Annotated in this window: 22 protein-coding genes and 2 tRNA genes; 15 read left to right on the top strand and 9 right to left on the bottom strand. The window is 63.9% G+C overall.

All coding sequences use genetic code 11. The features are described 5' to 3' along the window. Positions 1-55 precede the first annotated feature (55 nt). Positions 56-1,165 carry a LacI family DNA-binding transcriptional regulator gene (locus L8V00_RS06480; RefSeq protein WP_269944546.1) on the top strand — a complete coding sequence of 370 codons (1,110 nt, stop codon included), beginning with the start codon at positions 56-58 and terminating at the stop codon, positions 1,163-1,165. Here L8V00_RS06480 and otsB read toward each other — a convergent pair. The 5 genes from otsB to thrE form a co-directional block, all read right to left on the bottom strand. Further along, the gene (gene otsB / locus L8V00_RS06475; protein ID WP_269944545.1) at positions 1,130-1,966 is read right to left on the bottom strand and encodes a trehalose-phosphatase; all 837 of its coding nucleotides are present in this window, start codon (positions 1,964-1,966) and stop codon (positions 1,130-1,132) included. The genes L8V00_RS06480 and otsB overlap by 36 nt on opposite strands. 4 nt (positions 1,967-1,970) lie before the next feature. Beyond that, positions 1,971-2,453 carry an META domain-containing protein gene (locus L8V00_RS06470; RefSeq protein WP_070487279.1) on the bottom strand — a complete coding sequence of 161 codons (483 nt, stop codon included), beginning with the start codon at positions 2,451-2,453 and terminating at the stop codon, positions 1,971-1,973. Then, the gene (locus L8V00_RS06465; protein ID WP_269944544.1) at positions 2,453-3,919 is read right to left on the bottom strand and encodes an alpha,alpha-trehalose-phosphate synthase (UDP-forming); all 1,467 of its coding nucleotides are present in this window, start codon (positions 3,917-3,919) and stop codon (positions 2,453-2,455) included. Before L8V00_RS06465 ends, L8V00_RS06470 begins: the two co-directional genes overlap by 1 nt. A 45-nt stretch (positions 3,920-3,964) precedes the next feature. After that, complete coding sequence (locus tag L8V00_RS06460; RefSeq protein ID WP_269944543.1) at positions 3,965-4,372, bottom strand: hypothetical protein; 408 nt, start codon at positions 4,370-4,372, stop codon at positions 3,965-3,967. Positions 4,373-4,442: 70 nt separating this feature from the next. After that, positions 4,443-6,035, bottom strand: coding sequence for a threonine/serine exporter ThrE (thrE, locus tag L8V00_RS06455; protein WP_420840045.1), 1,593 nt, complete (start codon positions 6,033-6,035; stop codon positions 4,443-4,445). 195 nt (positions 6,036-6,230) lie between these two features. Here thrE and L8V00_RS06450 point away from each other — a divergent pair. Both L8V00_RS06450 and L8V00_RS06445 read left to right on the top strand, forming a co-directional pair. Further along, positions 6,231-6,303, top strand: a tRNA-Thr gene (locus L8V00_RS06450). 110 nt (positions 6,304-6,413) lie between these two features. After that, positions 6,414-6,484 (top strand) — tRNA-Gly (locus L8V00_RS06445). Between the two features lie 36 nt (positions 6,485-6,520). Here L8V00_RS06445 and L8V00_RS06440 read toward each other — a convergent pair. After that, the gene (locus tag L8V00_RS06440) at positions 6,521-7,033 is read right to left on the bottom strand and encodes a GNAT family N-acetyltransferase (RefSeq protein ID WP_035004644.1); all 513 of its coding nucleotides are present in this window, start codon (positions 7,031-7,033) and stop codon (positions 6,521-6,523) included. Positions 7,034-7,155: 122 nt separating this feature from the next. Continuing rightward, on the bottom strand, positions 7,156-7,827 hold the full coding sequence (locus tag L8V00_RS06435) for a L,D-transpeptidase (RefSeq protein ID WP_239316392.1): 672 nt from the start codon (positions 7,825-7,827) through the stop codon (positions 7,156-7,158). Positions 7,828-8,090: 263 nt separating this feature from the next. Here L8V00_RS06435 and L8V00_RS06430 point away from each other — a divergent pair, with 263 nt between their 5' ends. After that, the gene (locus tag L8V00_RS06430; protein WP_035004640.1) at positions 8,091-8,798 is read left to right on the top strand and encodes a response regulator transcription factor; all 708 of its coding nucleotides are present in this window, start codon (positions 8,091-8,093) and stop codon (positions 8,796-8,798) included. Positions 8,799-8,810: 12 nt separating this feature from the next. Continuing rightward, positions 8,811-10,400 carry a sensor histidine kinase gene (locus tag L8V00_RS06425; protein ID WP_269944541.1) on the top strand — a complete coding sequence of 530 codons (1,590 nt, stop codon included), beginning with the start codon at positions 8,811-8,813 and terminating at the stop codon, positions 10,398-10,400. Between the two features lie 30 nt (positions 10,401-10,430). Here L8V00_RS06425 and L8V00_RS06420 read toward each other — a convergent pair whose 3' ends face one another. Together L8V00_RS06420 and L8V00_RS06415 are read right to left on the bottom strand one after the other, a co-directional pair. After that, complete coding sequence (locus tag L8V00_RS06420; protein WP_269944540.1) at positions 10,431-11,636, bottom strand: esterase/lipase family protein; 1,206 nt, start codon at positions 11,634-11,636, stop codon at positions 10,431-10,433. Positions 11,637-11,699: 63 nt separating this feature from the next. Continuing rightward, a complete protein-coding gene (locus tag L8V00_RS06415; RefSeq protein WP_070488484.1) occupies positions 11,700-12,137 on the bottom strand; it encodes an HIT family protein in 438 nt (145 codons plus the stop codon). A gap of 65 nt (positions 12,138-12,202) precedes the next feature. On the opposite strand from L8V00_RS06415, the gene purD reads away from it, so the two are divergent. From purD to purL, 10 genes are all read left to right on the top strand, one after another. After that, positions 12,203-13,459 (top strand): phosphoribosylamine--glycine ligase, encoded by a 1,257-nt coding sequence (gene purD, locus L8V00_RS06410; RefSeq protein ID WP_035004634.1) that lies wholly within the window; start codon positions 12,203-12,205, stop codon positions 13,457-13,459. A gap of 74 nt (positions 13,460-13,533) precedes the next feature. After that, positions 13,534-14,898: a TrkH family potassium uptake protein gene (locus tag L8V00_RS06405; RefSeq protein ID WP_269944539.1), complete on the top strand. Its 1,365-nt coding sequence runs from the start codon at positions 13,534-13,536 to the stop codon at positions 14,896-14,898. Continuing rightward, the gene (locus L8V00_RS06400) at positions 14,891-15,550 is read left to right on the top strand and encodes a potassium channel family protein (RefSeq protein WP_269944538.1); all 660 of its coding nucleotides are present in this window, start codon (positions 14,891-14,893) and stop codon (positions 15,548-15,550) included. Before L8V00_RS06405 ends, L8V00_RS06400 begins: the two co-directional genes overlap by 8 nt. 29 nt (positions 15,551-15,579) lie before the next feature. Then, positions 15,580-17,010, top strand: coding sequence for an adenylosuccinate lyase (gene purB, locus L8V00_RS06395; protein WP_269944537.1), 1,431 nt, complete (start codon positions 15,580-15,582; stop codon positions 17,008-17,010). Positions 17,011-17,120: 110 nt separating this feature from the next. After that, positions 17,121-18,014, top strand: a complete 894-nt coding sequence (locus L8V00_RS06390) for a phosphoribosylaminoimidazolesuccinocarboxamide synthase (RefSeq protein WP_035004628.1) — start codon at positions 17,121-17,123, stop codon at positions 18,012-18,014. A 50-nt stretch (positions 18,015-18,064) separates the two neighbouring features. Then, positions 18,065-20,299, top strand: a complete 2,235-nt coding sequence (locus L8V00_RS06385; protein ID WP_269944536.1) for a S9 family peptidase — start codon at positions 18,065-18,067, stop codon at positions 20,297-20,299. Between the two features lie 85 nt (positions 20,300-20,384). After that, the gene (locus tag L8V00_RS06380; RefSeq protein ID WP_269944535.1) at positions 20,385-21,119 is read left to right on the top strand and encodes a DUF2334 domain-containing protein; all 735 of its coding nucleotides are present in this window, start codon (positions 20,385-20,387) and stop codon (positions 21,117-21,119) included. Positions 21,120-21,199: 80 nt separating this feature from the next. Next, positions 21,200-21,454 carry a phosphoribosylformylglycinamidine synthase subunit PurS gene (purS, locus tag L8V00_RS06375; protein ID WP_011273064.1) on the top strand — a complete coding sequence of 85 codons (255 nt, stop codon included), beginning with the start codon at positions 21,200-21,202 and terminating at the stop codon, positions 21,452-21,454. Beyond that, positions 21,455-22,126, top strand: a complete 672-nt coding sequence (purQ, locus tag L8V00_RS06370; protein WP_011273065.1) for a phosphoribosylformylglycinamidine synthase subunit PurQ — start codon at positions 21,455-21,457, stop codon at positions 22,124-22,126. Between the two features lie 31 nt (positions 22,127-22,157). Next, on the top strand, positions 22,158-24,587 hold the full coding sequence (gene purL / locus L8V00_RS06365) for a phosphoribosylformylglycinamidine synthase subunit PurL (RefSeq protein ID WP_269944534.1): 2,430 nt from the start codon (positions 22,158-22,160) through the stop codon (positions 24,585-24,587). Positions 24,588-24,623 lie beyond the last annotated feature (36 nt).

Raw genomic sequence — 24,623 nt, 5'->3', positions numbered from 1 at the left:
GGAGAAGGTGGCGTCAACCCCCAAGAAGGAAGAACCGGCGACTACCCTTAAGAGAATGAACAGACCAGCACGGCGCGGCACCTTGGCCTCCATTGCGGCCGAACTGGGCGTTTCGCGCACCACGGTATCGAATGCGTACAACCGCCCGGACCAGCTTTCGCCCGAGCTGCGCGACAAGATCCTGCATCTCGCAGAAAAGGTCGGCTACCCAGGGCCGGACCCAATGGCGCGCTCGCTGCGCACGCGCCGGGCGGGGGCGATCGGCGTGCTGCTGACCGAAGAACTGCCCTATGCGTTCGAGGACCAGGCCTCGCTGGAATTCGTCTCCGGTGTGTCGGTGAGCTGCGGGTCGATGGATGCCTCCATGCTGCTCATCCCGGCGGGCGTGGACGATACCCCCAGCGCCGACCGCCCCGCACAACTGGTGAACCAGGCCAGCGTGGACGGGTTCATCGTCTACTCCGTGGCGGTCGACGACCCGTACCTCGCCGCCGTCCGCAACCGCGGCCTGCCGACCGTGGTGTGCGACCAGCCCGCCGGAGTAGGTGACCCCTTCGTGGGGATCGACGACCGCGAGGCCATCAAGCCGGCCATCCGCGAACTCGTCGACGCAGGTCACCGTCACATCGGCGTGCTGTGCATCCGCCTGGACCGCACCCCGAACAACGGGCCGGTGAGCAACGAACGCATCCAGGGCGCGCACATGCACGTACAGCGCTCGCGAGTGCTGGGAATCCTGGACGTGCTCGAGGAGGCTGGGATCTCGGACGCGCCCATCGTCGAGCGGCACATCAACAATCCTCAGACCGCCTTCGAAGCCGCCCAGGAGCTGCTGACCAACCACCCCGAGCTCACCGCCGTCGCCTGCACCACCGATTCGCAGGCCCTTGGGGTGGTGCGTTACGCGGCGGAGCAGGGGATCGGCGTACCGAGCCAGCTCTCTGTTACGGGTTTCGACGGTATTCCCGAAGCTATTGACGCCCACATCACAACCGTCCGCCAACCCAGCAAAGACAAAGGTCTGGAGAGTGGCAATATGCTTGCCGAGCTCATCGAACAGCGGCTGAGTGAAAATCCGGCCAAGCCCGCTCGTCGAGCTGTGGCGCCGAGCGTGCTGCTGGAGACTGAGCTAATCCGCGGAACGTCCGTCGCGGCGCCGCAATAGATCCTGCAGGAAATCCCGTACATCCTCCGGGGTGTCCAAGCGGTGCGTGGCGGAGGTCTCGCCGCCGCCGACGCGGATGCCGATGTCCGGGGCGGGCGCGGTGGCCGGCGCGATGGCAGGGGAGTAACGCAGCGTGGAGAGCGCCGTCTCGTCCGTCGTGTCATCCCCCGCGAATAGCACTCGCAGCTCCCGGTCGTGCTGGCGTGCGTAGGCACGGCGGAAATCCTCGATGTAGGAGCCCTTGGTGGTCTTATCCACCGCGACCTCCAAGATGTCCTTGCCCCACGTCACGTGAGAAAGCTCGCTGGTGGCAGCGAAGTTCGCCAGGCGCTGATTCAACTGTGCAGCCAGTTCCTTATCCGACACCAGGCGGGTGTGCAGTCCCACCGCCAGGGGCTTGACCTCCACCCACGCGCCCTCGTGCTCAGCGGCAATGCCCTCCGTGTGGGAACGCAGCTCGCCCAGCCAGGCTTGCTGCTCTGGGCTTAGGTTCGCCGTGCCACCGTCGGCGGGTTCCGCGCCGTGGCTGCCGACCAGGCGCACCGGGCCGTGCACCGGCAGCATCGTCGCATGCGCAAGCTGCTCCAAGTTGCGCCCGGAAATCACCATCGCCACCGTGTTCGGCAACTCCGCCAGCCCCTCCAGGGCTTCCATTGCACCCGGCACGGCATGCACGCCCGTGGGCTCGTCCGAGAAATGAGCCAGGGTGCCGTCGAAATCCATCGCTACCAGTAAGTCTGGAGTGGCGGCCAGGCCGGAGAGGTCGGCGTCAGAAAGAAGGGGCAGTAACGAACCATCCATGCGCCTAACCCTCCTGCGGGCCGCTAATGAACTCAACCGCCGGGACGGACTGCCAATCCTGCTTGTCCTCCGGCGCGGGCTGCTGCAGCTTCAGCGAATTATCGGAAGGGCGGGTGTAGGTGAGGTCCTGGTCGTTGAGGACGGACTTCAGGCGGTCGGCAGTGTCCTCGTCGCCCGGCAGGCACTGGGCGCCGTCGATGCGGGAGGAGGAAAAGTCGGTGATGTGTATGGACTCGTCCTTCCACTCCACGTTTCCGGTCAAGTGGACGCAGCCGCTGGCGCCGTTCAGCGATTCCATGCCGAAGATCAAGTAACTGCGGCCCTGCTGAGCCTCCGGCAGTAGGCCGCCACGCACGTCCGAATCGTAAATCGCCGAAACCTGCCACTGGGAGTTGCCCAGTGGCGCCTCCGAGTCGGAGCACGCCGAAAGACCGGCCACGGTTGCAGCGCTTAGACCAAGCGCGAGGAAACTAGCGGCACGGCGCATTATTCAACCTCCCGCAGCTGCTGTAAAAACGCATCGGCCCAACGGTTTACGTCGTGATCCTGCAGGTGCTCCCACATCTGGCGCATGCGGCGAATCTTATTCGCAGGCTCGTCCTCGATGGCCAGCTGCAGCGCGTCGGCGATGGAATCGACATCGTGCGGATTGCACAGGTACGCCTGCACCAGCTGGGTCGCCGCGCCCGCGAACTCCGAGAGCACCAGTGCCCCTGAACCATCCGAGTGGCAGGCCACATACTCCTTAGCCACCAGGTTCATGCCATCCTTCAGCGGGGTGATCAGCATGACGTCCGCCGCAGTGTACAGCGCCACGATCTGCTCGAACGGCAAACCGGAGTGCATGTAGTGGATCAGCGAACGCCCCAGGCTGCCATGGTTGCCGTTGATGCGGGAAACGATGGCCTCCACCTGCTGGCGGGTGCGCCGATAATCATCCAGGCGCTCGCGCGACGGGGTGGCGACCTGCACCATAGCCACGTCTTCCGGAGCCAGGCGGCCGGAGTCCAACAGGAACTCGATGGCCTCTAGCCGGTGCTGAATGCCCTTGGTGTAGTCCAGCCGATCCACGCCCGCGATCAGTACCTTCGGATTGCCCAGGCGGGCCCGCAGGTCGCTGGCCTGGGCCAGCACGTCCGGCTGATTGGCCTGCGCGTTTACCTTCGCGGAGTCGATGGAAATGGGGAACACTCCCACCTTGACCTGGCGGCCAGAATCCAGCGTGACGGTGCCGACCACCTGCGCTTCCTCCGGCAGGCGGGCGCCGCGCAGGAAGTTCGCGGACTCGGAATCGTCCACGATCTGCACCGAATAATCCATGGCCCGCAGCGCCACCATGAAGTTCCGCGCGGAATCCTGGGTGTGAAAGCCCACCACGTCCGCGCCCAGCGTGCCGTCCAACACCTGGCGGCGCCACGGCAGCTGACGGAAAAGCTCCGGGGCGGGGAAGGGGATGTGCAGGAAGAAGCCGATGCAGACATCGTCGCGTAGTTTGCGTAGCTGCCCGGGAACCAGGTGCAGCTGATAATCCTGCACCCAGACGGTTGCGTTCTGCGCGGCCGTATCCGCCGCCGCCTGGGCAAAGCGCTGATTAACCTGCTGATAGCGTTCCCACCAGCGCTTATCGTAGGTGGGATGCACGATCAGGTCGTGGTACAGGGGCCACAGGGTGGCGTTGGAAAAACCCTCGTAGAACTGCGCGAAATCCTGTGCGTCCAGGTTCACCGGAACCATCTGGATGCCGGCATCCTCCGGCGCGGGCATATCCTCGGCCGTGACCTCGTCCGTTGCCCCCGGCCAGCCGATCCACGCGCCGCGGTTGGATTCCAGCACCGGCTTCAGCGCGGTGACCAGCCCACCCGGAGAAGGAACCCACGTGACCTCCCCGGTGGAGCTATCCACGTTGCGGTCGACGGGAAGGCGATTGGCGACAACCAGAAAATCAGACTGCATGTGTATCACCCGTGTCGGTGCAGTTAGGCGGTTATTCGCTACGTGCTACTCGCTAGCCTTGGTAGCTTTCTTCGCCGTCTTCTTAGTGGTTTTCTTTGCGGCATTCTTGGTGGTCTTCTTCGTCGACTTCTTGGCGGCCTTCTTGGTCGTCTTTTTCGCGGCCTTCTTGGTGGTCTTCTTCGTCGACTTCTTGGCAGTCTTCTTTGCGGCCTTCTTGGTGGTCTTGCGGGTGGACTTCTTGGCCTCCTGCTCCGCCTCCTCGAGCTCGGCAACCACGCGGCGGTGGATCAGACCCTCCGGCTCCACGCCCAGCATGCACATCAGCGTTGCAGCGTCGAGGAAGTCCTCGGAGAAGGTCGCGACGATGCGCTGCGCTGCCTGTGCGGTTTCCGCTTCTACCGCGTGCAGGGATTCATTGTTGGCGGAACGGTTGTCGGTGACCTTCGGAGGCACGAGCCTGACCCCATTTCTACAAAGTCGACGTACGGAACTTTAAGTCTCAACTTTAAATATTTTACGCGATTTAGTGTTCGCTCGTGCCCGCCGGGTGGTCTTCGGACTGTTCTTCGCCCTCCGCCGCGCGCATCTCGCTATCCAGCTGCCACGTACTCTTCGACGCGCTCTTGCGGCGCCTACGCCAGTGCAGGGGCTGGCGCACCCGTCCGTCGGCGCCCATCCGGGGCTTGTTCTGGTTCGTCCGTCGGGGATCCACGCGGGGGCGCCGCAACTGCTGGTAACGGTGCAGGATGCGGGGGCGGCGAATGCGGCGGGCGATCCACTCGCCCAGTACCACGCCCGCAGCCAGCGCGGTCGCGGTTGTCAGCGCGAGGCCCAGGTTGGACATACCGACGACGAATTGGTCGTTGAGGACGGAGCTCATGCCCCGGTACAGTGCCAGGCCGGGCAGGAACGGGGTGATGCCCGCGGCAGCGGTGATCTGCGGGGGAATCATGTAGCGACGGGAAAGCAGACCACCGGCCAGGCCGACGACCAGGGCGGCCATTGCGGTGCCGAAGGTGCCGGGCCAGTTGAGCACGTTCGTCACACTGAACAGCGCCAGCGAGGCGATTAAGGCCGTCAGGCTGGCGACCACGGTGGCGCGTCGCTCGCAGAAGCAGGCGCTGCAGAAGAATGCCGTGGCCACAGCGCCCGAGATGATCTGAATGGTCACCGACCCCAGCACGCCCGAGGTATGAGTCGTATCCAGCGGTGGCAGGGTAATGCCCATGACGGCCATCGTCTGAATACCGGCAGCAATGCCGGTAATGATGCCGCCGGTCTGCAGAACCGTCTCATAGAAACGTGCAGCGGAGGTGACCGGGGCGCCCGTTATGCCGTCCTGTAGCGCCTGGACCAGGGTCAACCCCGCAAGCAGGGCGACAATAGAAGAACCAATAATCAACGAGGGCGGCAGGTAGAAATCGATCCGATCCGCAATCGAATACGTCACCGCCGCCGGGATCACCGCCGCGAATCCGCCGAGGACGTTCTGGAAGAACAGCGGCAGGGACTTCGAGGCCAGCCAGGCGTTGGCAAACATGGTGAAGATCGTGGTGATGCCAGCAACAATCGCCACGGCCCAACCGCCGCCGAGAAGCAGGGCGACGGCAGCGGCGAACCCACCCCAGCTGGCCAGCGCGTAGCGGTTGCGGTAGGGCAGTAGGGAAGTTTCAATGTCGAAGAGGATCTTCTGCGCCATCTCCAGGGGGGTGGCGCCTGCGACGATCGAACGGATGAGCCGGTCGACCTCAGTGATGCGGGAGAAATCCGTCGAAAGCTGCCGCACCACGCGGAACATGTTTGTGGGCGGGGTGTTTTCGTTGAAGCGCGAGTAGACGTAGATCGTGTTCAACGTGATGTCGACGTGCGTATTGTTCAGGCCGTAGGCACTCATGATGCTTCGGATCTGCGCCTTCGCATCCGAATTGCTGGTGCCCGCGGTGAGGAGTTGGTCGCCGATGCGGCTGGCCAGGTCCATCACTGCGTGGATCTTCACGGGATCGGAAAGATCCACCGGCGCCAAAGGGGATGGCGGCGGCGCTAAGCGGATAGCATCGATCGTTGCCCTGTTGCCGGAAAATAGCAGGTCAGAGCTCTTCCTCAATGCTCTCGACATGAAACTAGACACTCCCACACCGTACATCGGGGCTAGGGAGATTTCACAAGAGCCTGTTCCCCCAGGTGGGATGGGGTGCTGCGGGGAAGTTTTACTGTTCGCAGGTGCGGCTTGCTAGGCTTGGAAAGTCCATCGCCTGCGGGTGCGCCCCGGCCGTCGCCGGTTGCTGAAGCTCGCTTTTAAAGGTGGATCAGTGCTGGAGTGGCGCAATCGGTAGCGCAACGGTCTTGTAAACCGTAGGTTGCGAGTTCAAGTCTCGTCTCCAGCTCACCTCGCGCCCAGGGAGTTCGCCCGCTTTTCGTGGCGGCGGAACCCCTGGTGCTAGAGTATTCGACAGCACGTGGCGGGCTGTACTGATGCAACCCGTGTGCTGGAACTGCCGGCGTAGTTTAGTGGTAGAACATCAGCTTCCCAAGCTGAGAGTGCGAGTTCGATTCTCGTCGCCGGCTCAAATTTTTCTCTCGCCTTGGGGCAGCAAGTGGGGGCTAGCTGTCGAACGTGTACAGCATCACGTGCGCGTGCTCGGCCTCGTCCACGCCCTTGTCGACGTATCCGATCTTCTCGTAGACGTGCTTCGCGCGGTCGTTGCCGAAGACGACGCACAGGCTTACGCCCGGCTTGCCGTCGGCCTTCGCCTGATCCAGCACTGCCTGCATCAGCTTCGTGCCCAGCCCCTTGCCCGTGTTGCCGGGCGCCATGGCGATCGCCACCTCAGGGTATTCTGCAGAAACGTAGCCGTAGCCGTGGTTTTCTTCCGTAGAGTCGAGCAGCCATGCTGCGCCGATGGACTCACCGTTTTCTTCGACGATGACGCCACCTTGTCCTTCGGTCCAGCCATCCACGTAGAAGATCGTGTCCTCGTCGAAGGTGTCCGAGTATTCCTTGTTCGGATCGCCCCAGGTATCCGTCTCAGCGTTCATCTTGTGGATGAATGGGCGGTCGGCTTCGACCGCGCGACGGAAAGTGAACAGTTCAGGGTTTTCTTTGTAAGAAGTCATAGGAGTAAGCGTAGCGAAAGCAACCCCCAGGGCGAAGCTGCTCCGGTGCGGCGCTCGCCTTGGGGGTTGGGGTGAACAGGCTGGTGAACCCTGGTGCTGTTGAACCCTAGTGCTGTTGAATCCTAGTAGATGTAGATCCGGTCGCCGACGTTCAGCGCGTTGAAGAAGTTCTTGGCGTGCGGGGAAGCCAGGTGGATGCAGCCGTGGGACATCACATTCGGATCACCCTGGTGGAAGGCGTGGCCGTTGTTGGTGAAGTACACGGAGTAGGGCATCGGGGCGTTGCCGTAGGTGCGGGAAACCTCGTTCTTCACCTTGCGGGTGATCACGTGCCAGCCCTTCGGGGTCTCGTAGCCACGCTTGCCGCTGGAGATCTTCACCGGGCCATAGCTGGTCTTCCCACCGCGCTGCAGCCAAGCAGTCTGGTTGCGCAGGTTAACGCAACCGCGAGCCTGAGCCGGGCACTGAGTGTTGCGCGGAGCGGGACGGTGCTTCGGAGCCGGGCGCGGGGCGGGCTTGTTGGCGCGCTCGCGGGCGGCCAAGGCGCCTGGGGCGAAGAAGTTAGCGGCATCGTCGGCTGCACGGTTGATCTGGCCACGGACGGGCTCTGGCAGACCGCGGGTGCTGTTGTGGACGTTATCGCGGGCGCCCAGAACGAAGTTGTTGATGTCTTGCTGGGAGGAGCCCAGAGGAGCGGCAGATGCGGCGCCGGTGCCCAGGGAGGCAGCCATCATGGTTGCGACACCGGCAGCGGCGAGGCGGCGGCGGAGGGAGCGAGAGTTGGATTTCGTCATGGGGATAGCTTATCGGGTCGCATGAAGAATACGTGCACTGAATCACGAGTTAATTCCTAGATTCTCTCCAGAACCACTGCAGTTTTCGAAGGCAATGAAGTTGGCGCGGTAGCTGGCGCGTGGAGGCAGGAAGACAGTTCCGAGAGTTTTCCGCGTTGGTATGCCGTGGTGGCATGCCGTGGTGGGAAACCGCTACAGGGTTCACAGGAAACATCCAGCTATCATGCAGATAGACGCTAATTCTCTGCAGCACAATGAGGTGCATGACAATGCCTAACACCCAGCCGGTGAAGGTCCTCGTCGTCGACGACGAGGCCAATATTTCTGACCTCCTCAAGGTAAGCCTGAAGTTTCAGGGGTTTGATGTGGAAACGGCCGACAACGGCCAAGACGCGCTGGCGCTGGCGGAAACCTACCAACCGGACGCTTTCATCCTGGACGTCATGATGCCCGGCATGGATGGCTTCACCCTCCTCAACAAGCTCCGCGCCGCAGGCCACGATGCCCCGGCGCTCTTCCTCACCGCAAAGGATGGTGTGGAGGACCGAATCCACGGCCTGACCATCGGCGCCGATGACTATGTGACCAAGCCGTTCAGCCTGGAAGAGGTCATCACCCGACTGCGCGTGATCCTGCGCCGTGTGTCCTCCGAGGAAGAGCAGGAATCCAGCCTTATCACTTACGAGGACATCACTCTGGATGACGACATGCACGAGGTCACGAAGGCCGGCGAGATCGTCGACCTATCGCCCACGGAATTCAAATTGCTGCGCTACCTGCTGGTCAACGCCGAGGTTGTGCTGAGCAAGGCGAAGATCCTGGATCACGTGTGGAATTACGACTTTGGCGGCGACGGCAACGTCGTCGAGTCCTATGTTTCCTACCTGCGCCGCAAGATCGACAAGGAAGAGCCACACCTCATCCAGACCGTCCGCGGTGTGGGTTACGTGTTGCGTAAGCCCCGCAGCTAAAACCTGATTCCTATGTCCAACGCTGAAAACACCGGCGCGCCCGAGCCTGCTGTGTCTGCTGTAGGCTCCGCCGTCCCCGTCCGCTCCGGCCATCCTGGGCATTTCCTGTCTCACTATCCGCTGCGCATCTCCCTGGTCGTGGTGATCGCGGTGCTGGTCGCTATGGGGTTGACGGTCTCCGGGGTATCCGTGACGACCACCCTTCAGCGTTTTCTCATTCAAAGGGTTGACGAGCAGCTGGATCAGGCGACAAACGGTTGGGCTCACCGGTCCGGCCTCGCCGACGGCAATTCCGAGGATCAGAGTGCGCCGAGCGGGAGCGGGAGCGACAGCAGCGCTCTGGGGCTGGAAGGTTTCGGTGTACTGAACCTCCAGCAGCCGCCGAATCCCGTCACCGGTGTTACCCGCCCACCCAGCGACTTCTACATTCTGGTGGTCGACGACCAGGTCTCCTATGAGTACTTCAACTCCCCGCTGAAGGCTCGCCCCGAGATCCGCGGTCTGGGGCAGCCCACCATGCCCGTGACCGTCGGCTCGCGCGAGGACTCCGGCACGCACATCAGCTGGCGTGCTACCAGCTTCCGCAATGACGACGGCACCATCACGATCGTCGCTTTGCCTTTGGCCGAAGAAGAGCACATTATCTCCCGCCTCGTGCTGTTGCAGGCAGTGATCGGCCTGACGGTCGTCGCGTTCGTCATCCTGGCATCGATGTATCTGGTGCGCCGCGCTTTGCGTCCACTGAACGAGGTGGAACTGACGGCGTCAAAAATTTCGAACGGTGACCTCGGGCAGCGCGTGCCGAATTGGCGGCCCAACACAGAGGTCGGGCGGCTTTCGCAGGCGCTCAACAAGATGCTCGCGCAGATCCAAGCGGCGTTCGTGGCCATTGGCGCTTCGGAAAGGCAGGCACGTCGCTCCGAGGCATCGATGCGCCGCTTCATCGGGGATGCTTCGCACGAGCTGCGCACGCCGTTGACGTCGGTGCGCGGATACGCGGAGCTGTACCAATCGGGTGCTACTGATGACGCCCCCATGGTCATCGACCGGATTTCGGAAGAGGCTGGCCGCATGATTCTGCTGGTCGAAGACCTCCTCGCACTGGTCCGCATGGACGAAGGCCGACCGCTGGCGAAGAACCGCGTGGACATGCTGGAATTGGTGCTGGAAACCGCGGAGTCGGCGCGCGCGGGATTCCCGAACCGCACGGTGCAGGTCGTCAACGAAACCGGGGATGTGCCGATCGTCATCGGCGACGTGAACCGCCTGCACCAGGTGCTGGGCAACCTAGTGACCAATGCGTTGCGGCACGCGGGCGAAGACGCTGAGGTGAAGCTGCGCCTGGATAAGCGCGACGGCAACGTGATCGTGGATGTGGAGGACAACGGCCAGGGCATCCCGGCTGAAGACGTGCCACATCTGTTTGAAAGGTTCTACCGCCCGGATGTTTCGCGCTCCCGAGCTTCCGGTGGCTCGGGGCTGGGGCTGTCGATCGTCAAGGGGCTGGTGGAGGTCCACGGCGGCACGGTCACCGTGGACAGCGAAGAAGGCAAGGGAACGCGCTTCCGGATCGAGTTGCCCGAAGCACCCGAAGCGGAATAGCGCCCCGCGGGGCATGTGAGGCCGCCCCGCCTACGCTTCTGTATCGCCTTCCTCCAAGCCGTCGAGCAGTGCCAAGTGGACGATGTCCTGCACGTCCGGGTTCGTCGGCAGCTCCTCGTGCTTGCACTTGGACACGCCCAAGTCCTGCAGGAAATAGTTCGTGATGATGGCCTCGCCCGTGTCGTTTGAATGGCCGTCCTCGAGTTGGAACGTGGTGTGGTCGCTGGGGATGGTGGGCTGCCGGTCACCCAAGAAGGCATTTTCGTGAGGCACCACGGTGGCATCGTTGCGAGTGGCGTAGCAGGTGTAGCGAATGTGGTTGCGGGTTTCGGGGGAGGCCGCCAGGGTTTCCATCAGCGGCGAACCGATGACCTGCTGCATGCCCGCCGCGCCGAAGACCCGGCGAATGGTGGCAGCCGCCACGCGCTGGCTCATGTCCGTGGTAAACATGCCGCCCAACATGCCCATGAGTGTGGTGCCCTGGTGCGGAGCGCCGAGCGTGATGAGGTGGTGGACGTAATCCTCGCCGCCGAGCTCGTTGATCCAATAGCGGGCCAGCAGCCCACCCTGGGAATGTCCCACGATGTCCACAGCCTCCGCGCCCGTGGCGGCCAGCACCTGCTCGATGTAGGCACCGATGTCCTGGGCGGAGGTTGGAATATCCTGCGTTCCGTGCACGCCATAGTCCGGGCTGAACACCACAAAGTCGTCGTCCCGCAGGCGCAGAACCAGGTTCTGCCACACGTTCTTCGAGCTGATCGTCCCGTGGATCAGGATTACCGGGTACGGGCGGTCGATAGTGGGGCGGGCTTGCCAGAGGTCGTCCGCGTAACCGGGGGAGACTTGGCGGGCGCCCAGCGGCGGGTCGGGGATGGCACCGCGGAGCTGCGGTAGCTGCGGGCGGGTCATGCGCCCCGGAATGTCCCAAAGGAAGCGCCCGGTGTTGGAAAGACCGCTGGCCATGCCGCTGCCAAGGCGGCTAAGCCAGCTGCGGATATCAGGGTCGGGGCCGATGACGTCGCCCGCGTTGGCGGGGTCGTAGTCATCGTCCGAAGAGCCACTGCGATAGTTGCCGTAGCCGTCGTAGCTATCGAAGCTATCGGGGTCCTTGAAGTTCTCTGCCACGGCTGCACTCGCCGGGGGATCGACCTCGGCTAGTTCCTCTAGGTCGAGTTCTGGGTCGAGCTCTGGGGAGACCTCTGGGTCAACCACGTTGTCGTTGTTGTCGTTTTCCACTGGTTATCCACCGCAATGACAATGAAACGAAAGAAGGGGGCTGTGCTCTAAACTTTCAAGCCTTTAAGCGGAAGGGATCTTCGCCTCGTCTACGCCCTGAGCCTGCAGCGCTTGGCGAATCTTGGCCGCCGACTCATCCATCTTCTCTGGATCCGTCTCGTCCATCCGCATCACGTTCTGCAGGCTGTAGCCGGACATGTCGGAAGCCGGGAAAATGTGGATGTGGGCGTGTGGCACCTCGAATCCAGCGATCAGGTAGCCGGCGCGGGGGGCGTCAAAAGCCTCGACGATGGCCTTGCCCACCAGCTGCGCGACCTCGTTGCAGTGAGCCCACGTTGTCGCATCCATATCGGTCCAGCGGTCGACCTCCTCGATCGGTACGACCAGCGTGTGGCCGTATGCCGCGGGTTCGATGGTCAAAAACGCCGCCGCGGTTTCGTCGCGGTAGACGATGCGACCGGGAATCTCACCGTTCAGGATTTTCGTGAATACCGTAGCCATGCTGCCGATGTTAGCGCGTTAAACGTATCTGGTGGCGGGGGTTAGCTTCGCTAGACTGGGGAACCATGCGCATTCTTGTTATCGGCAGCGGTGCCCGCGAGCACGCACTGGCTTATTCTTTGTCCCTGGATCCCTCCGTCGAACAGGTCCACGTCAGCCCGGGTAACGCCGGCATGACGGCCGTGGCCACCCTGCACCCGGACGGCGATCCGGTGGCCCTGGCCCGCGAGATCGAGGCGGATCTGGTTGTTATCGGCCCCGAGATCCCGCTGGTTGCCGGGGTTGCCGACGAGCTGCGCGCGGCGGGCTTTGCCGTGTTCGGCCCGTCGGCCGCCGCCGCACAGATCGAGGGCTCGAAGGCCTTTGCGAAGGACATCATGGCCAAGGCGCAGGTCCGTACCGCCGATGCCGTCGCTGTCCCTGTCGGGTCTAGCGATTCTTTTATTGACGCCACCCTCGACAAGTTCGGCCCAACTTACGTTGTCAAGGACGATGGACTGGCCGGCGGAAAGGGTGTGGTGGTCACGGCCGACCGTGCGGAGGCTCTGGAGCACATCCACGCCGTGCACGCAGGCGGCAACCCGGTGCTGCTGGAAAGCTTCCTGGATGGCCCGGAGGTTTCCCTGTTCTGCCTGGTGGATGGCGAGACCGTGGTGCCGCTGCTGCCCGCGCAGGACTTCAAGCGAGTGGGGGACAACGACGAAGGCCCAAACACCGGCGGCATGGGCGCCTACACTCCGCTGCCGTGGCTGCCGGCGGATGGCGTGCAGCGCATCGTGACCGAGGTTGTGGAGCCGGTGGCCAAGCAGATGGTCGCCGAGGGCGTGCCTTTCAACGGCCTGCTGTACGCAGGTCTGGCCTGGGGTAGCGAAGGTCCGGCTGTGGTGGAATTCAACTGCCGCTTCGGCGACCCGGAGACTCAGCCCGTGCTGCGTCAGCTGAAGACCCCGCTGGGTGGGGTGCTGAATGCTGTGGCGACCGGCACCCTGGACCAGCTTCCGCCGCTGGAGTGGGAGGACGGTTACGCGCTGACTGTCGTGCTAGCCGCCGAGAACTACCCGGCCAGCCCGGTTACCGGCAAGCCGATTGTCGGCGCGGAGCCGGGCAACGAATCCCGCGGCATTTTGGCCGCGGGCGTGGCGGAACAGAATGGTCAGCTGGTGAGCTCCGGCGGCCGCGTGCTGAACGTCATCGGCACCGGCGCCACCCTGGCAGAGGCACGCAAGCAGGCCTATGAGACCCTGCAGGGCATCCAGCTGGAAGGTTCGCACTACCGCTCCGACATCGCCCTTCCCGCAGTTGAAGGCCGCATTTCCATCTAGCGCCCGGGATGTTGTGAGAAAAACTCGCGCATAAGGGTTTCGCACTGGGGGCAATAGGTTTAATGTAACCACTTGTGATTGCACACCCAGGCGAAAGTCGCCGGCGGGGCTGGCAAGGCTTCAGCCCCGCGCAGCTGGTCTCCGTCAGTTTCCTGCTGCTTATCCTCGCAGGCACGGCGCTGTTGCTGTTGCCCATATCCCGCAGCGGACCGGAGAGCCCGGAGTTCACCACCGCTCTTTTCACCGCCACTTCGGCCACTTGCTTGACCGGTCTCACCGTCGTGGATACCGCGACCTACTGGTCCCATTTCGGGCAGGTCGTCATCATGCTGCTCATCCAGGTCGGAGGTCTCGGCATCATGACACTCGCCACGGTGGTGAGTTATGTTTTGGCTGGACAGATGGGCGTCAAAGGCCGCCTGCGCGCCGCCGCGGAACAACGCGGAAGGAACCTGGGCGAAATCCGCACCATCATCTTCGGCACCATCGGCTTTTCCCTGGCCACTGAGCTGGTGATAGCCATTGTGCTGACCTTCCGCTTTGCCTCTGGCTATGGATACGGCTTCTTGCCGGCAGTGTGGGAGGGTACGTTCCACGCGATCTCCGCGTTCAACAACGCTGGCTTCGGCCTGCGCTCCGACAACCTGATGCCCTACGTCAACGACGCGGGCATCATCCTGCCCATCGCCGTCGGCATCGTCATAGGCGGCCTGGGTTTCCCCGTGCTGCTGGAACTGCGGGCGCGGTGGCGTTCGAAGGTGAAGCGCCCGCCATCGCTGACTTTGATCTTCACGCTCACCGGCACCGCAATCCTGCTGGTGGTGGGTACGGTCGGCTTCGCGCTGATGGAGTGGACCAACGCCCTGCGCGACCTCACACCGCTATCGGCGCTGCAGGCGGCGTTCTTCCACTCTGTTTCCTCCCGCACGGCCGGCTTCAACTCAGTGGATCTGACGGAGCTGCGCCCGTCCTCGCTGATGCTGACGGACTTTCTGATGTTCATCGGCGGCGGCTCGGGCGGCACCGCGGGTGGCGTGAAGGTGACGACCGCTGCGGTGCTGGTGGCCGTGTTGATCGCGGAGGTGCGTGGCGACGAGCAGCTGCTGGTCGCCGGTCGGCGAATTCCGAGCCGCATCGTCCGCCAGGCGATGGCGGTATTCATGATGGCCTTCCTGGTGGTCGGAGTATCCATCATGGCGCTGCAACTTTTGCTGCCACAGTACGATTCCCATCAAATCACCTTCGAGACCATCTCCGCTTTCGCCACCGTGGGCCTGACCACCGGCATCACCCCGGAGCTGCCGGACTTCGCCCGCATATGGCTGGTCGTGCTGATGTACCTCGGACGCATCGGTCCCATCACCGTGGTCGCGGCTCTGGCCGCCCGCACTAACCAACGCCTCTATTCCTATCCAGTAGAAAGGCCGTTCATTGGCTAAGTTCTTTTCCCGCCCTGCTAACCCTCCCGTCGTCATCATCGGCCTGGGCCGCTTCGGCATGGCCCTCGGCGAAGAACTCGTGCAGTCCGGCGTGGAGGTGCTGGGCATCGACGTGGACGAAGCTGTGGTGACGAAAGCCGCCCCGCTGTTGACGCACGCGGTCATCGCCGAAACCACCGATCAGGATGCGCTGCGCCAGCTCGGGGTGCAGGATGCCCACCGTGTTGTAATCGGCATCGGTTCAGACATGGGGGCGTCACTACTTACAGCTTCCGCTGTGATGGACCTCGGGGTACCCAATGTCTGGGCGAAGGCAGACAACCAGCAACACGCGAAGATCCTGACGCAGATCGGTGTGCACCACGTGGTGCGACCCGAAAGGGATACTGGGCGGCGCGTGGCGCACCTGATCGCTGGCCACGTGCAGGAATACATCGAGTTCGACCGCGACTTTGCGATGGCAAAGCTGGCGCCCCCGCTGCGCATGCACGGCCGCAAGGTGGAGGAGACCCCGCAGGGGATCGCCATCGTTGCAGTGCGTTCGGCGGACGGGCACTTTTCTACTCCGCCGGCGGAGTACGTGATTCGCTCCGGCGACCTCGTGATCGCCGCGGGGCGGATCAAAGACCTGGATAAGTTCGCGGATTCCTAAAAGTCAGCGGTACGCATAAACTCGAGGACGTGCCTGCTAAGAAAAATATTTCCAACGTCCTTGCCAACCGCTACGCCTCCCCGGAGATGACCGCCATTTGGTCCCCGGAGGACAAGATCATCATGGAGCGCAAGCTCTGGATCTCCGTCATGAAGGCCCAAGCCGACCTCGGGGTCGATGTCCCGGCCGAGGCCATCGAGGCTTACGAGAAGGTCATCGAGAACGTAGACCTTGCTTCCATCGCCGAGCGGGAAAAGGTCACCCGCCACGACGTGAAGGCCCGCATCGAGGAGTTCAACGCGCTGGCCGGCCAGGAGCACATCCACAAGGGCATGACCTCCCGCGACCTGACGGAGAATGTGGAGCAGCTGCAGATCTTCAGCTCCCTGCAGCTGGCCCGCGACAAGGCCGTTGCCGTCCTGGCGCGCATCGGCCGCCGTGCGGCGGAGAACCAGTCGCTGGTGATGGCCGGGCGCTCTCACAACGTGGCCGCCCAGGCAACGACCTTGGGCAAGCGCTTCGCCTCCGCCGCCGATGAGCTACTGGTAGGGCTGGAGCGCATCGAGGACCTGCTGGGGCGCTACCCGCTGCGTGGCATTAAGGGGCCGATGGGAACCAGCCAGGACATGCTGGACCTGGTCGGCGGCGACGAGTCCAAGCTGGCGGCACTGGAAAGCACCATCGCCGAGGACCTTGGCTTCTCCCGCGTATTCGATTCCGTCGGCCAGGTTTACCCGCGCAGCCTGGACATGGACGCGCTGAGCGCCCTGGCGCAAATCGGCGCCGCCCTGTCCTCGCTGTCGATGACGATTCGCCTGATGGCGGGCAATGAGACCGTCACGGAGGGCTTCAAGGAAGGCCAGGTCGGTTCCTCCGCCATGCCGCACAAGATGAACGCCCGCTCCTGCGAGCGCGTGGGCGGCATGCAGGTCCTGCTGCGCGGCTACCTGACCATGGCCGCCGACCTGGCCGGTGCGCAATGGAACGAAGGCGACGTGTTCTGCTCTGTGGTTCGTCGCGTTGCTCTTCCGGACGCCTTCTTCACCTTCGACGGCATGTGTGAGACCTTCCTGACCGTCCTGGACGAGTTCGGAGTTTTCCCGGCGATGATCGACCGGGAACTCGAGCGCTACCTGCCGTTCCTGGCCACCACGCGCATCCTGATGGCAGCCGTGCGCGCCGGGGTAGGCCGCGAGACGGCCCACGAGCTGATCAAGGAGCACGCCGTGGCGGTGGCGCTGAACATGCGCGAGAACGGTGGCGACCAGGATCTGGTGCAGCGCCTCGCCGGCGACGACCGCTTCCCGCTGGACGAACCGCAGCTGGAGGAGGCTCTGGCGGATCGCCACGCATTCATCGGCGCGGCCGAGTCCCAGGTGTCCCGCGTTCTGGCGCGCATCGAGGAAGTTAAGAACCGCCACCCGGAGGCAGCTTCCTACGCGCCGGGCGAGATTCTGTAGCTGCGTATTGCCCAGCTACTAGTGCTCTTTTAGCTGCGCAAACGCCGAAGATTCGCACAGTTCCGGCCACAAATAGTCAAATGCCTGGTACAGGGCTACACTGTCTACTCATGCGTCCAGAACTGTGCGAGTACGAGCACCATTCCGCAGGTAAAGTGCGGGAGATCTACGAAGTCGACGAGGACAACCTGCTGATGGTTGTCAGTGACCGGATCAGTGCCTACGACTACGTCCTTGATACTGAGATCCCAGACAAGGGCCGGGTGCTCACTGCCGTGAGCGCTTTTTTCTTTGACGAGATCGATTTCCCCAACCACCTGGCCGGTGCGTTGGATGACGAGCGGATCCCCGAGTACGTCCTCGGCCGCGCCATGCTGTGCAAGAAGCTGGATATGATCCCCTTCGAGTGCGTGGCCCGCGGCTACCTGACCGGCTCTGGCCTGAAGGAGTACCAGGAAACCGGCAGCGTGTGCGGTGTGGAGCTGCCCGAGGGGCTCGTGGAGGCCTCCCGCCTGCCGGAGCCGATCTTCACCCCGGCCACCAAGGCCGAGCTGGGTGACCACGACGAGAACGTGAGCTTTGACGTGGTCGTCGAGGCTTTGGGGGAGGAGCGCGCCAACGAGCTGCGCGATGCGACCCTCTCGATCTACAAGAAGGCCGCCGCCATTGCCGAGGAGCGCGGCCTGATCCTGGCTGATACCAAGTTCGAGTTTGGCCTGGATGCCGACGGCACCCTGGTACTGGCCGATGAGGTTCTGACTCCGGACTCCTCCCGCTACTGGCCCGCCGAGGGCTACGAGGAGGGCAAGGTGCAGCCCAGCTTCGATAAGCAGTACGTGCGCAACTGGCTGACCGGCCCGAAGTCCGGCTGGGACAAGTCCGAGGGCACGCCCCCGCCGCCACTGCCGGGCTCCGTGGTGGAGGCCACCCGCTCGCGCTACATCGAGGCCTACGAGAAGCTATCCGGCAAGCGCTTCTCCGACTGGATCGGCCAGTGCGTCTAGGCGACTGCAGCCCCAACCAATTCGGCTCCCAGTAGTCCTGTCTGAGTAGCATGGCGCGTATGCCTAATAACGACGCGCCCCAGACAGCTAACAACCCGATCGCGGCCCCGCCGATCGCCAAGCAGGTGCCGCACACTCGCACCTTCCACGGCCGCGAGTTCGTCGACAACTACGAGTGGTTGCGCGACAAGGAAAATGCGGAAGTCCGCCAGTACCTAGAGGCGGAAAACGCCTGGACTGCCCAGCAGACGGAGCACCTCAAGCCCCTGCAGGATCGCCTGTTCGAGGAAGTTAAGGCGAGGGTGCAGGAGACGGACATGTCCCTGCCCGTGCGTTCCGAGGGCTGGTGGTACTTCTCCCGCACCGAGGAAGGCAAGAGCTACGGCACCATGTGCCGCGTTCCCATCGCCGACGAAAACGACTGGACTCCGCCGACGATCGAACCGGGCATCCCCGCGCCGGGCGAGGAGACCTTCCTGGACTGCAACGCCCTAGCCGAGGGCAAGGAGTTCTTTAGCCTGGGCGCGGCCAGCGTAACCCAGGACGGCACGCGCTTGGCCTATTCGGTGGACGAGACCGGCTCCGAGCGCTTCACCCTGCGCATCCGCGACCTCACCACGGGAGAGGACCTGGAAGACGAGATCGAGGATGTCTTCTACGGAGCCACCTGGGTCGGCAGGGATACCGTGTACTACCAGCGCGTGGATGAAGCGTGGCGACCACACGAAATTTGGCGCCACACAGTCGGTGAGGGCGTCGATAAAGACGAGCTGGTGTACCGCGAAGACGACGAACGATTCTGGACGGGCGTGGCAACCACCCGCTCCGAGCGCTACTTGCTGGTCCACACGGGCTCGAAGGTGACCAGCGAGGTGTGGTACCTCGACCTGGAGGATCCGAATGCCGAGCTGACCTGTGTAATCCCGCGCGAGGCCAATGTGGAGTACGGAGTGGATCACGCAGTTGTGGGCGGCCTGGATCTGTGGCTGGTGCTGCATAACAAGACCGGTGCGAACAGCGAGCTCGGCTACCACCCAACCGGCCAGATCGCCGCGTGGGACGACGTGCAAGCGCTAGTGCCGCACCGCGAGGATGCGCGCCTGGAGGGCGTGGATGTCTTCAGCGACCACATTGTCCTCGAAGCTCGGGAGAATGCGCTGGAGACCAGCTACATCATGAAGCTTGGTGACGCCGACACCTCGACCGGCGACTCTTCCGCCCCGGCCTTTGGCGAGTTCGAGCGGATCGAATTCCCCGGGGAACTCTGCGGGGTTGGGGCCGTGGGCAACAGCGAGTGGGAGAGCCCGGTGCTGCGCGTGGCCTATACCGCCTTCACCACCCCGCCGCGGATTTACGACATCGACCTGGCGACGGGGGAGAAGATCCTGCGCAAGGAACAGCAGGTGCTGACCGACCCGGACGGCCGGGAGTTCGACCCTGCGCAGTACACCTCGCAGCGGCTGTGGGTGACGGCCGAGGATGGCGCGCGCGTTCCGGTTTCTCTGATCCACCGCACGGACGTGGACATCACTCAGGCCAACCCGGTGTTGCTGTACGGCTACGGTTCCTATGAAAACTGCATCGACCCGGGATTCTCCCTGTTCCGGCTGTCCATGCTGGACCGCGGCGTGGTGTACGCCATCGCACACGTCCGTGGGGGTGGCGAGATGGGCCGGCAGTGGTACGACCACGGCAAGGGACTGGAGAAGCGCAACACGTTTACGGACTTCGTGGCCGTCGCCGACCATCTGCTGCGCGAGGGCATGACCACCCGCGAGCAGATGGTGGCCGAGGGCGGCTCCGCCGGCGGCATGTTGATGGGTGCTGTGGCTAACCTGGCGGGCGATCGCTTCGCGGGCATCGAGGCCGTGGTTCCTTTCGTGGATCCGCTGACCAGCATGCTCATGCCGGAGCTGCCGCTGACCGTGACGGAGTGGGACGAGTGGGGTGATCCCTTCCACGACCCGCAGGTCTACGACTACATGGCGGGCTACGCTCCCTATGAGAACGTCTCGGCCGACCTGACCTATCCGCCGATCCTGGCGGTGACCAGCTTGAACGACACCCGCGTGCTGTATGTGGAACCCGCGAAGTGGGTGGCAAAGCTGCGCGAGGTGGGCGCCGAGAACACGCTGCTGCGCATCGACATGGAGGCCGGCCACGGCGGCGTATCCGGCCGCTACGCCAAGTGGCGCCAGGCGGCTTTCGAGACTGCCTGGGAGCTGGACAGGATGGGGGCTACCGAGCTGCTGGTGGCTGGTGGACCTGAAAGGGGTCAAGAATAGCGGCTCAGAGCCTTTAACAACTCGACGCCCAGATGTAGGGCGGGCGTTACCTCCCGTTCACCTGTGTTGTGCAGGCTAAGTATCTATGAGCCCCGCACAGACCGTCCCCAGCGCCCAGCGTGCCCCCCGCGTTTTGTTGACCATCACGGGTCTGCGCCAGGACACGGTGACCGCGGCCGAGAAAATGCGGGATGCGGCGCGGGCGCTGGACCTGCACGCCGGTTTGGTGCTGACAGTGCAGGGGCCGAACTGGCGGCTGAAGGATGACCACGCGGCGCTGGAACTGATCCACGATTCTGCTGCCCGCGGCCACGAGCTGCTGCTCGGCGGGCTGGGACCGCTGGGCGGGGCGCACGGCAAGGGGGAGTTCCACCGGCTCGGCCGCCACGAGGCCACCCTGCGGCTCTCCGCGGCCACCCGCCAGCTGGATGCCCTCGGGTTGAGCCCGAAGTCCTTCGCCCCGACCCGTTGGCTGGCGTCGGAGGACGCGCTGCAGGCTGCCGGCGAGGTGGGTTTCGCAGTCGCGGCGGATGCGTACACCATCCGGGATCTCATCAATGAAAAGCGCCATCCGGTGCGTGTGCTCGCGTTCGGCGATGGGTTTGGGTCGGTGAAATGGTGGCGTCGCAACGTCCTCAACAGCGCGCGCCGCAGCGCCGCGAAGGGCAAAGACATCCGCCTTTCCATCAGCGCGGCGAAGGCTGGCAAGGACGACGTGGCGGGCGATATGCTGCGCATTCTCGAGTTGCTGCGCGAAGCCGGCTACGAGTCCGCGAACTACTGCGATTACGTGGAACGCCAGCAGGCATCTGTAGCTTAAGGGGGCGGTCGCCCAGCAGTGTTACGATGGGGCGGTAACCTACCGGGAAATTACCGCAAAGCTGGGAGAATGTAGAAGCCATGGCTCGTGTTGTCGTCAACGTTATGCCCAAGAAGGAAATCCTCGATCCGCAGGGTCAGGCCGTCGTTCGTGCCCTGGGCCGCATCGGCATCAGTGGGGTAGAGGACGTGCGTCAGGGGAAGCGCTTTGAGCTGGAGGTCGGCGAGGGTGTCTCGCGCGAGGATCTGGAGAAGATCGCCTCCGACCTGCTGGCAAACACCGTGATCGAGGACTACGACGTGGTCGTCGAAGGCGCAGATGTGGAGGCTAAGTAAGTGACCAGCCGCATTGGAGTGATCACCTTCCCCGGCACCCTCGACGATGTCGATGCCGTGCGCGCTGTGCGCCTGGCGGGTGCAGAGCCGGTGGAGCTGTGGCACGCAGACGAGGACCTGAAGAACGTCGACGCTGTGGTCGTCCCCGGTGGCTTTTCCTACGGCGACTACCTGCGCGCCGGTGCTATCGCCGCCATCGCCCCGGCAATGAAGTCCGTGGTGGCTGCCGCGGAGCGCGGTACCCCGGTGCTGGGGATCTGCAACGGCTTCCAGATTCTGCAGGAAGCCGGCCTGCTGCCCGGCGCCCTCACCCGTAACGAGGGGCTCCACTTCGTGTGCCGCGACATCTACCTGGACGTGGAAAACACATCCACGGCATGGACCAACCAGTTCGCCGAGGGCACCAAGATCCTAGTGCCCTCGAAGCACGGTGAGGGGCGCTTCCAGGCCAGCGAGGAAACGCTGGAGCGCCTGGAGGGCGAAGGCCGCGTGGTGTTCCGCTACGTCGAGAACCACAACGGCTCCCGCAACTCGATCGCCGGAGTGTGCAGCGAAAACGGTCGCGTGGTTGGCCTTATGCCGCACCCGGAGCACGCCGTGGAAACCCTGACCGGCCCGTCCTTGGATGGCCTGGGGCTGTTCCAGTCCGTTCTGTCTACGCTCGTTTCCTAATCTTTTTTCTTACAAGGAGCACCCGATCCTCATGATTCACAACGACACGGTCGCCGATGCTAAGGCCAACCCGGACCTGGAGCAGCCGTATCACGAGCTGGGCCTAAAGGACGACGAGTACGCGCGCATCAAGGAACTGCTGGGCCGCCGCCCGACCGATGCGGAGCTGGCCATGTACTCCGTCATGTGGTCCGAGCACTGCTCGTACAAGTCCTCGAAGACGCACCTGCGTTACTTCGGCGAGACCACGACCGAAGAGATGAAGTCCAAGATGCTCGCCGGTATCGGTGAGAACGCTGGCGTGATTGACATCGGCGATGGCCACGCGGTGACCTTCAAGGTCGAGTCCCACAACCACCCCTCCTACGTGGAGCCCTACCAGGGCGCAGCCACCGGCGTGGGCGGTATCGTCCGCGACATCATGGCAATGGGCGCGCGCCCGGTGGCCGTGATGGATCAGCTGCGCTTCGGCCCGGCCGACCTGCCGGATACCCAGCGCGTGCTGCCCGGCGTGGTCGCGGGTGTGGGCGGTTATGGCAACTCTCTGGGGCTGCCGAACATTGGCGGCGAGACTGTTTTTGACGCCACCTACGCGGGTAACCCGCTGGTAAATGCACTGTGCGTGGGCACTTTGAAGACCGAAGACCTCAAGCTGGCCTTCGCCTCTGGCAAGGGCAACCGAGTGATCCTTTTCGGCTCCCGCACGGGCCTGGACGGCATCGGCGGCGTGTCCGTGCTGGCCTCTGACACTTTTGAGGAAGGCGCAGAGCGCAAGCTGCCCGCCGTGCAGGTGGGCGACCCCTTCGCAGAGAAGGTACTGATTGAGTGCTGCCTGGACCTGTACCGCGCCAACGTGGTGGTGGGCATTCAGGACCTCGGCGGCGCCGGGCTTTCCTGTGCCACCGCAGAGTTGGCTTCCGCCGGTGACGGCGGCATGCACATCAACCTGGACAACGTGCACCTGCGCGCTGAGGGCATGACCGCCGCGGAGATCTTGTCCTCCGAGTCGCAGGAGCGCATGTGCGCCGTCGTGGAGCCGGAGAACGTGGATGCGTTCATGGAGATCTGCCGCAAGTGGGACGTGCTGGCCTCCGACATCGGCAGCGTGACCGACGGCGAGCACCTTGTCATCGAACACTGCGGTGAAATCGTGGTGGACGCTTCGGCGCACACCATGGCTGAGGAAGGCCCGGTCTACGAGCGCCCCTACGAGCGCCCGGCGGAGCAGGAAGAGCTGAACAAGGCCCGCGGCGTGGAGCTGCCGGAGACCTCCCAGGAGGTTCGCCAACAGATTCTGGACCTGGCGGCCTCCCCGGCGCTGTGCTCCCGCGAGTTCATTACCGAGCAGTATGACCGCTACGTGCGCGGCAACACTGTTGCGGCCAAGGACGCAGACGCGGGTGTGCTGCGCATCGACGAGGAGACCGGTCGCGGCATCGCCGTTTCCACCGACGCCTCCGGCCGTTACACGCGCCTGGATCCCCGCACCGGCGCCCAGCTGGCGCTGGCTGAGGCCTACCGCAACGTTTCCGTCACGGGGTCCACCCCGGTGGCAGTGTCCAACTGCCTGAACTTCGGTTCCCCGGAGGATCCGGGCGTGATGTGGCAGTTCCGCGAGGCCGTGCACGGCCTGGCCGATGGTTGTAAGGAGATGGGCATTCCGGTCACCGGCGGCAACGTCTCCTTCTACAACCAGACCGGCGACACCGCCATTCTGCCGACCCCGGTTATCGCGGTGCTGGGCACCATCGACGACTGCGCTCGCCGGATTCCGCAGCAGCTGCCTAAGCCGGCTGCCGAGGGCGAGAAGCAGGAGGAGTACCACCTGGTCCTGGTGGGCGCGGAAACCCGCGAGGAGCTCGGCGGCTCCATCTGGCAGCAGGTCGTCCACGACGAGCTGGCCGGCATGCCGCCGCAGGTGGACCTGTCCGTGGAGCAGCGCCTGGGCGCCTTCATCACCGCGCAGCGCGACAAGATCGTCGCGGCCCACGACCTCTCCGAGGGCGGCCTGTCGCAGGCCGTCGTGGAGCTGGCAATCCAGTCCGGCCGCGGAGTAGCCGTGAACCCGATGCTCAGCCAGCACGAGTCCGCCGCCGTGGAGGGCCGCACGCTGGCTCAGCAGGCGGCGGTGGGGCTGTTCTCCGAGACCGCCTCCCGCGTGCTGCTGGCAGTGCGCAGCGAGGACTACGGCGACCTGATGCGCGAGTTGGCCGATACCGGCCTGACCGGCGGCTGGATCGGCCTGACCGGCGTGAACGACGCGGCAGACCAGCCTGTTGTTCGCTTCGGATCCGGCGTCTTCCCGGTGCTGCCCTTCGGTGGAGAGGTCGAACTCGACCCGGCCAAGCAGAACGATGAGGACTTCGACGTCGTCATCGCCCTGGAGGCGGCCGAGAATGCGTGGACGTCCACGCTGCCCGCGCTGTTTAGCCACGCGGCAGGCAACAACTCCGTCATCTAAGGTGCCGAAGAGTAAGGCGCTGAAGAGCTAGAGCTG

It is taken from the genome of Corynebacterium evansiae, from assembly GCF_027570065.1.
Lineage (GTDB): Bacteria > Actinomycetota > Actinomycetes > Mycobacteriales > Mycobacteriaceae > Corynebacterium > Corynebacterium evansiae.
The sequence above is the reverse complement of the archived record's forward strand: the minus strand, read 5'-3'. Positions and strand labels throughout refer to the sequence as shown.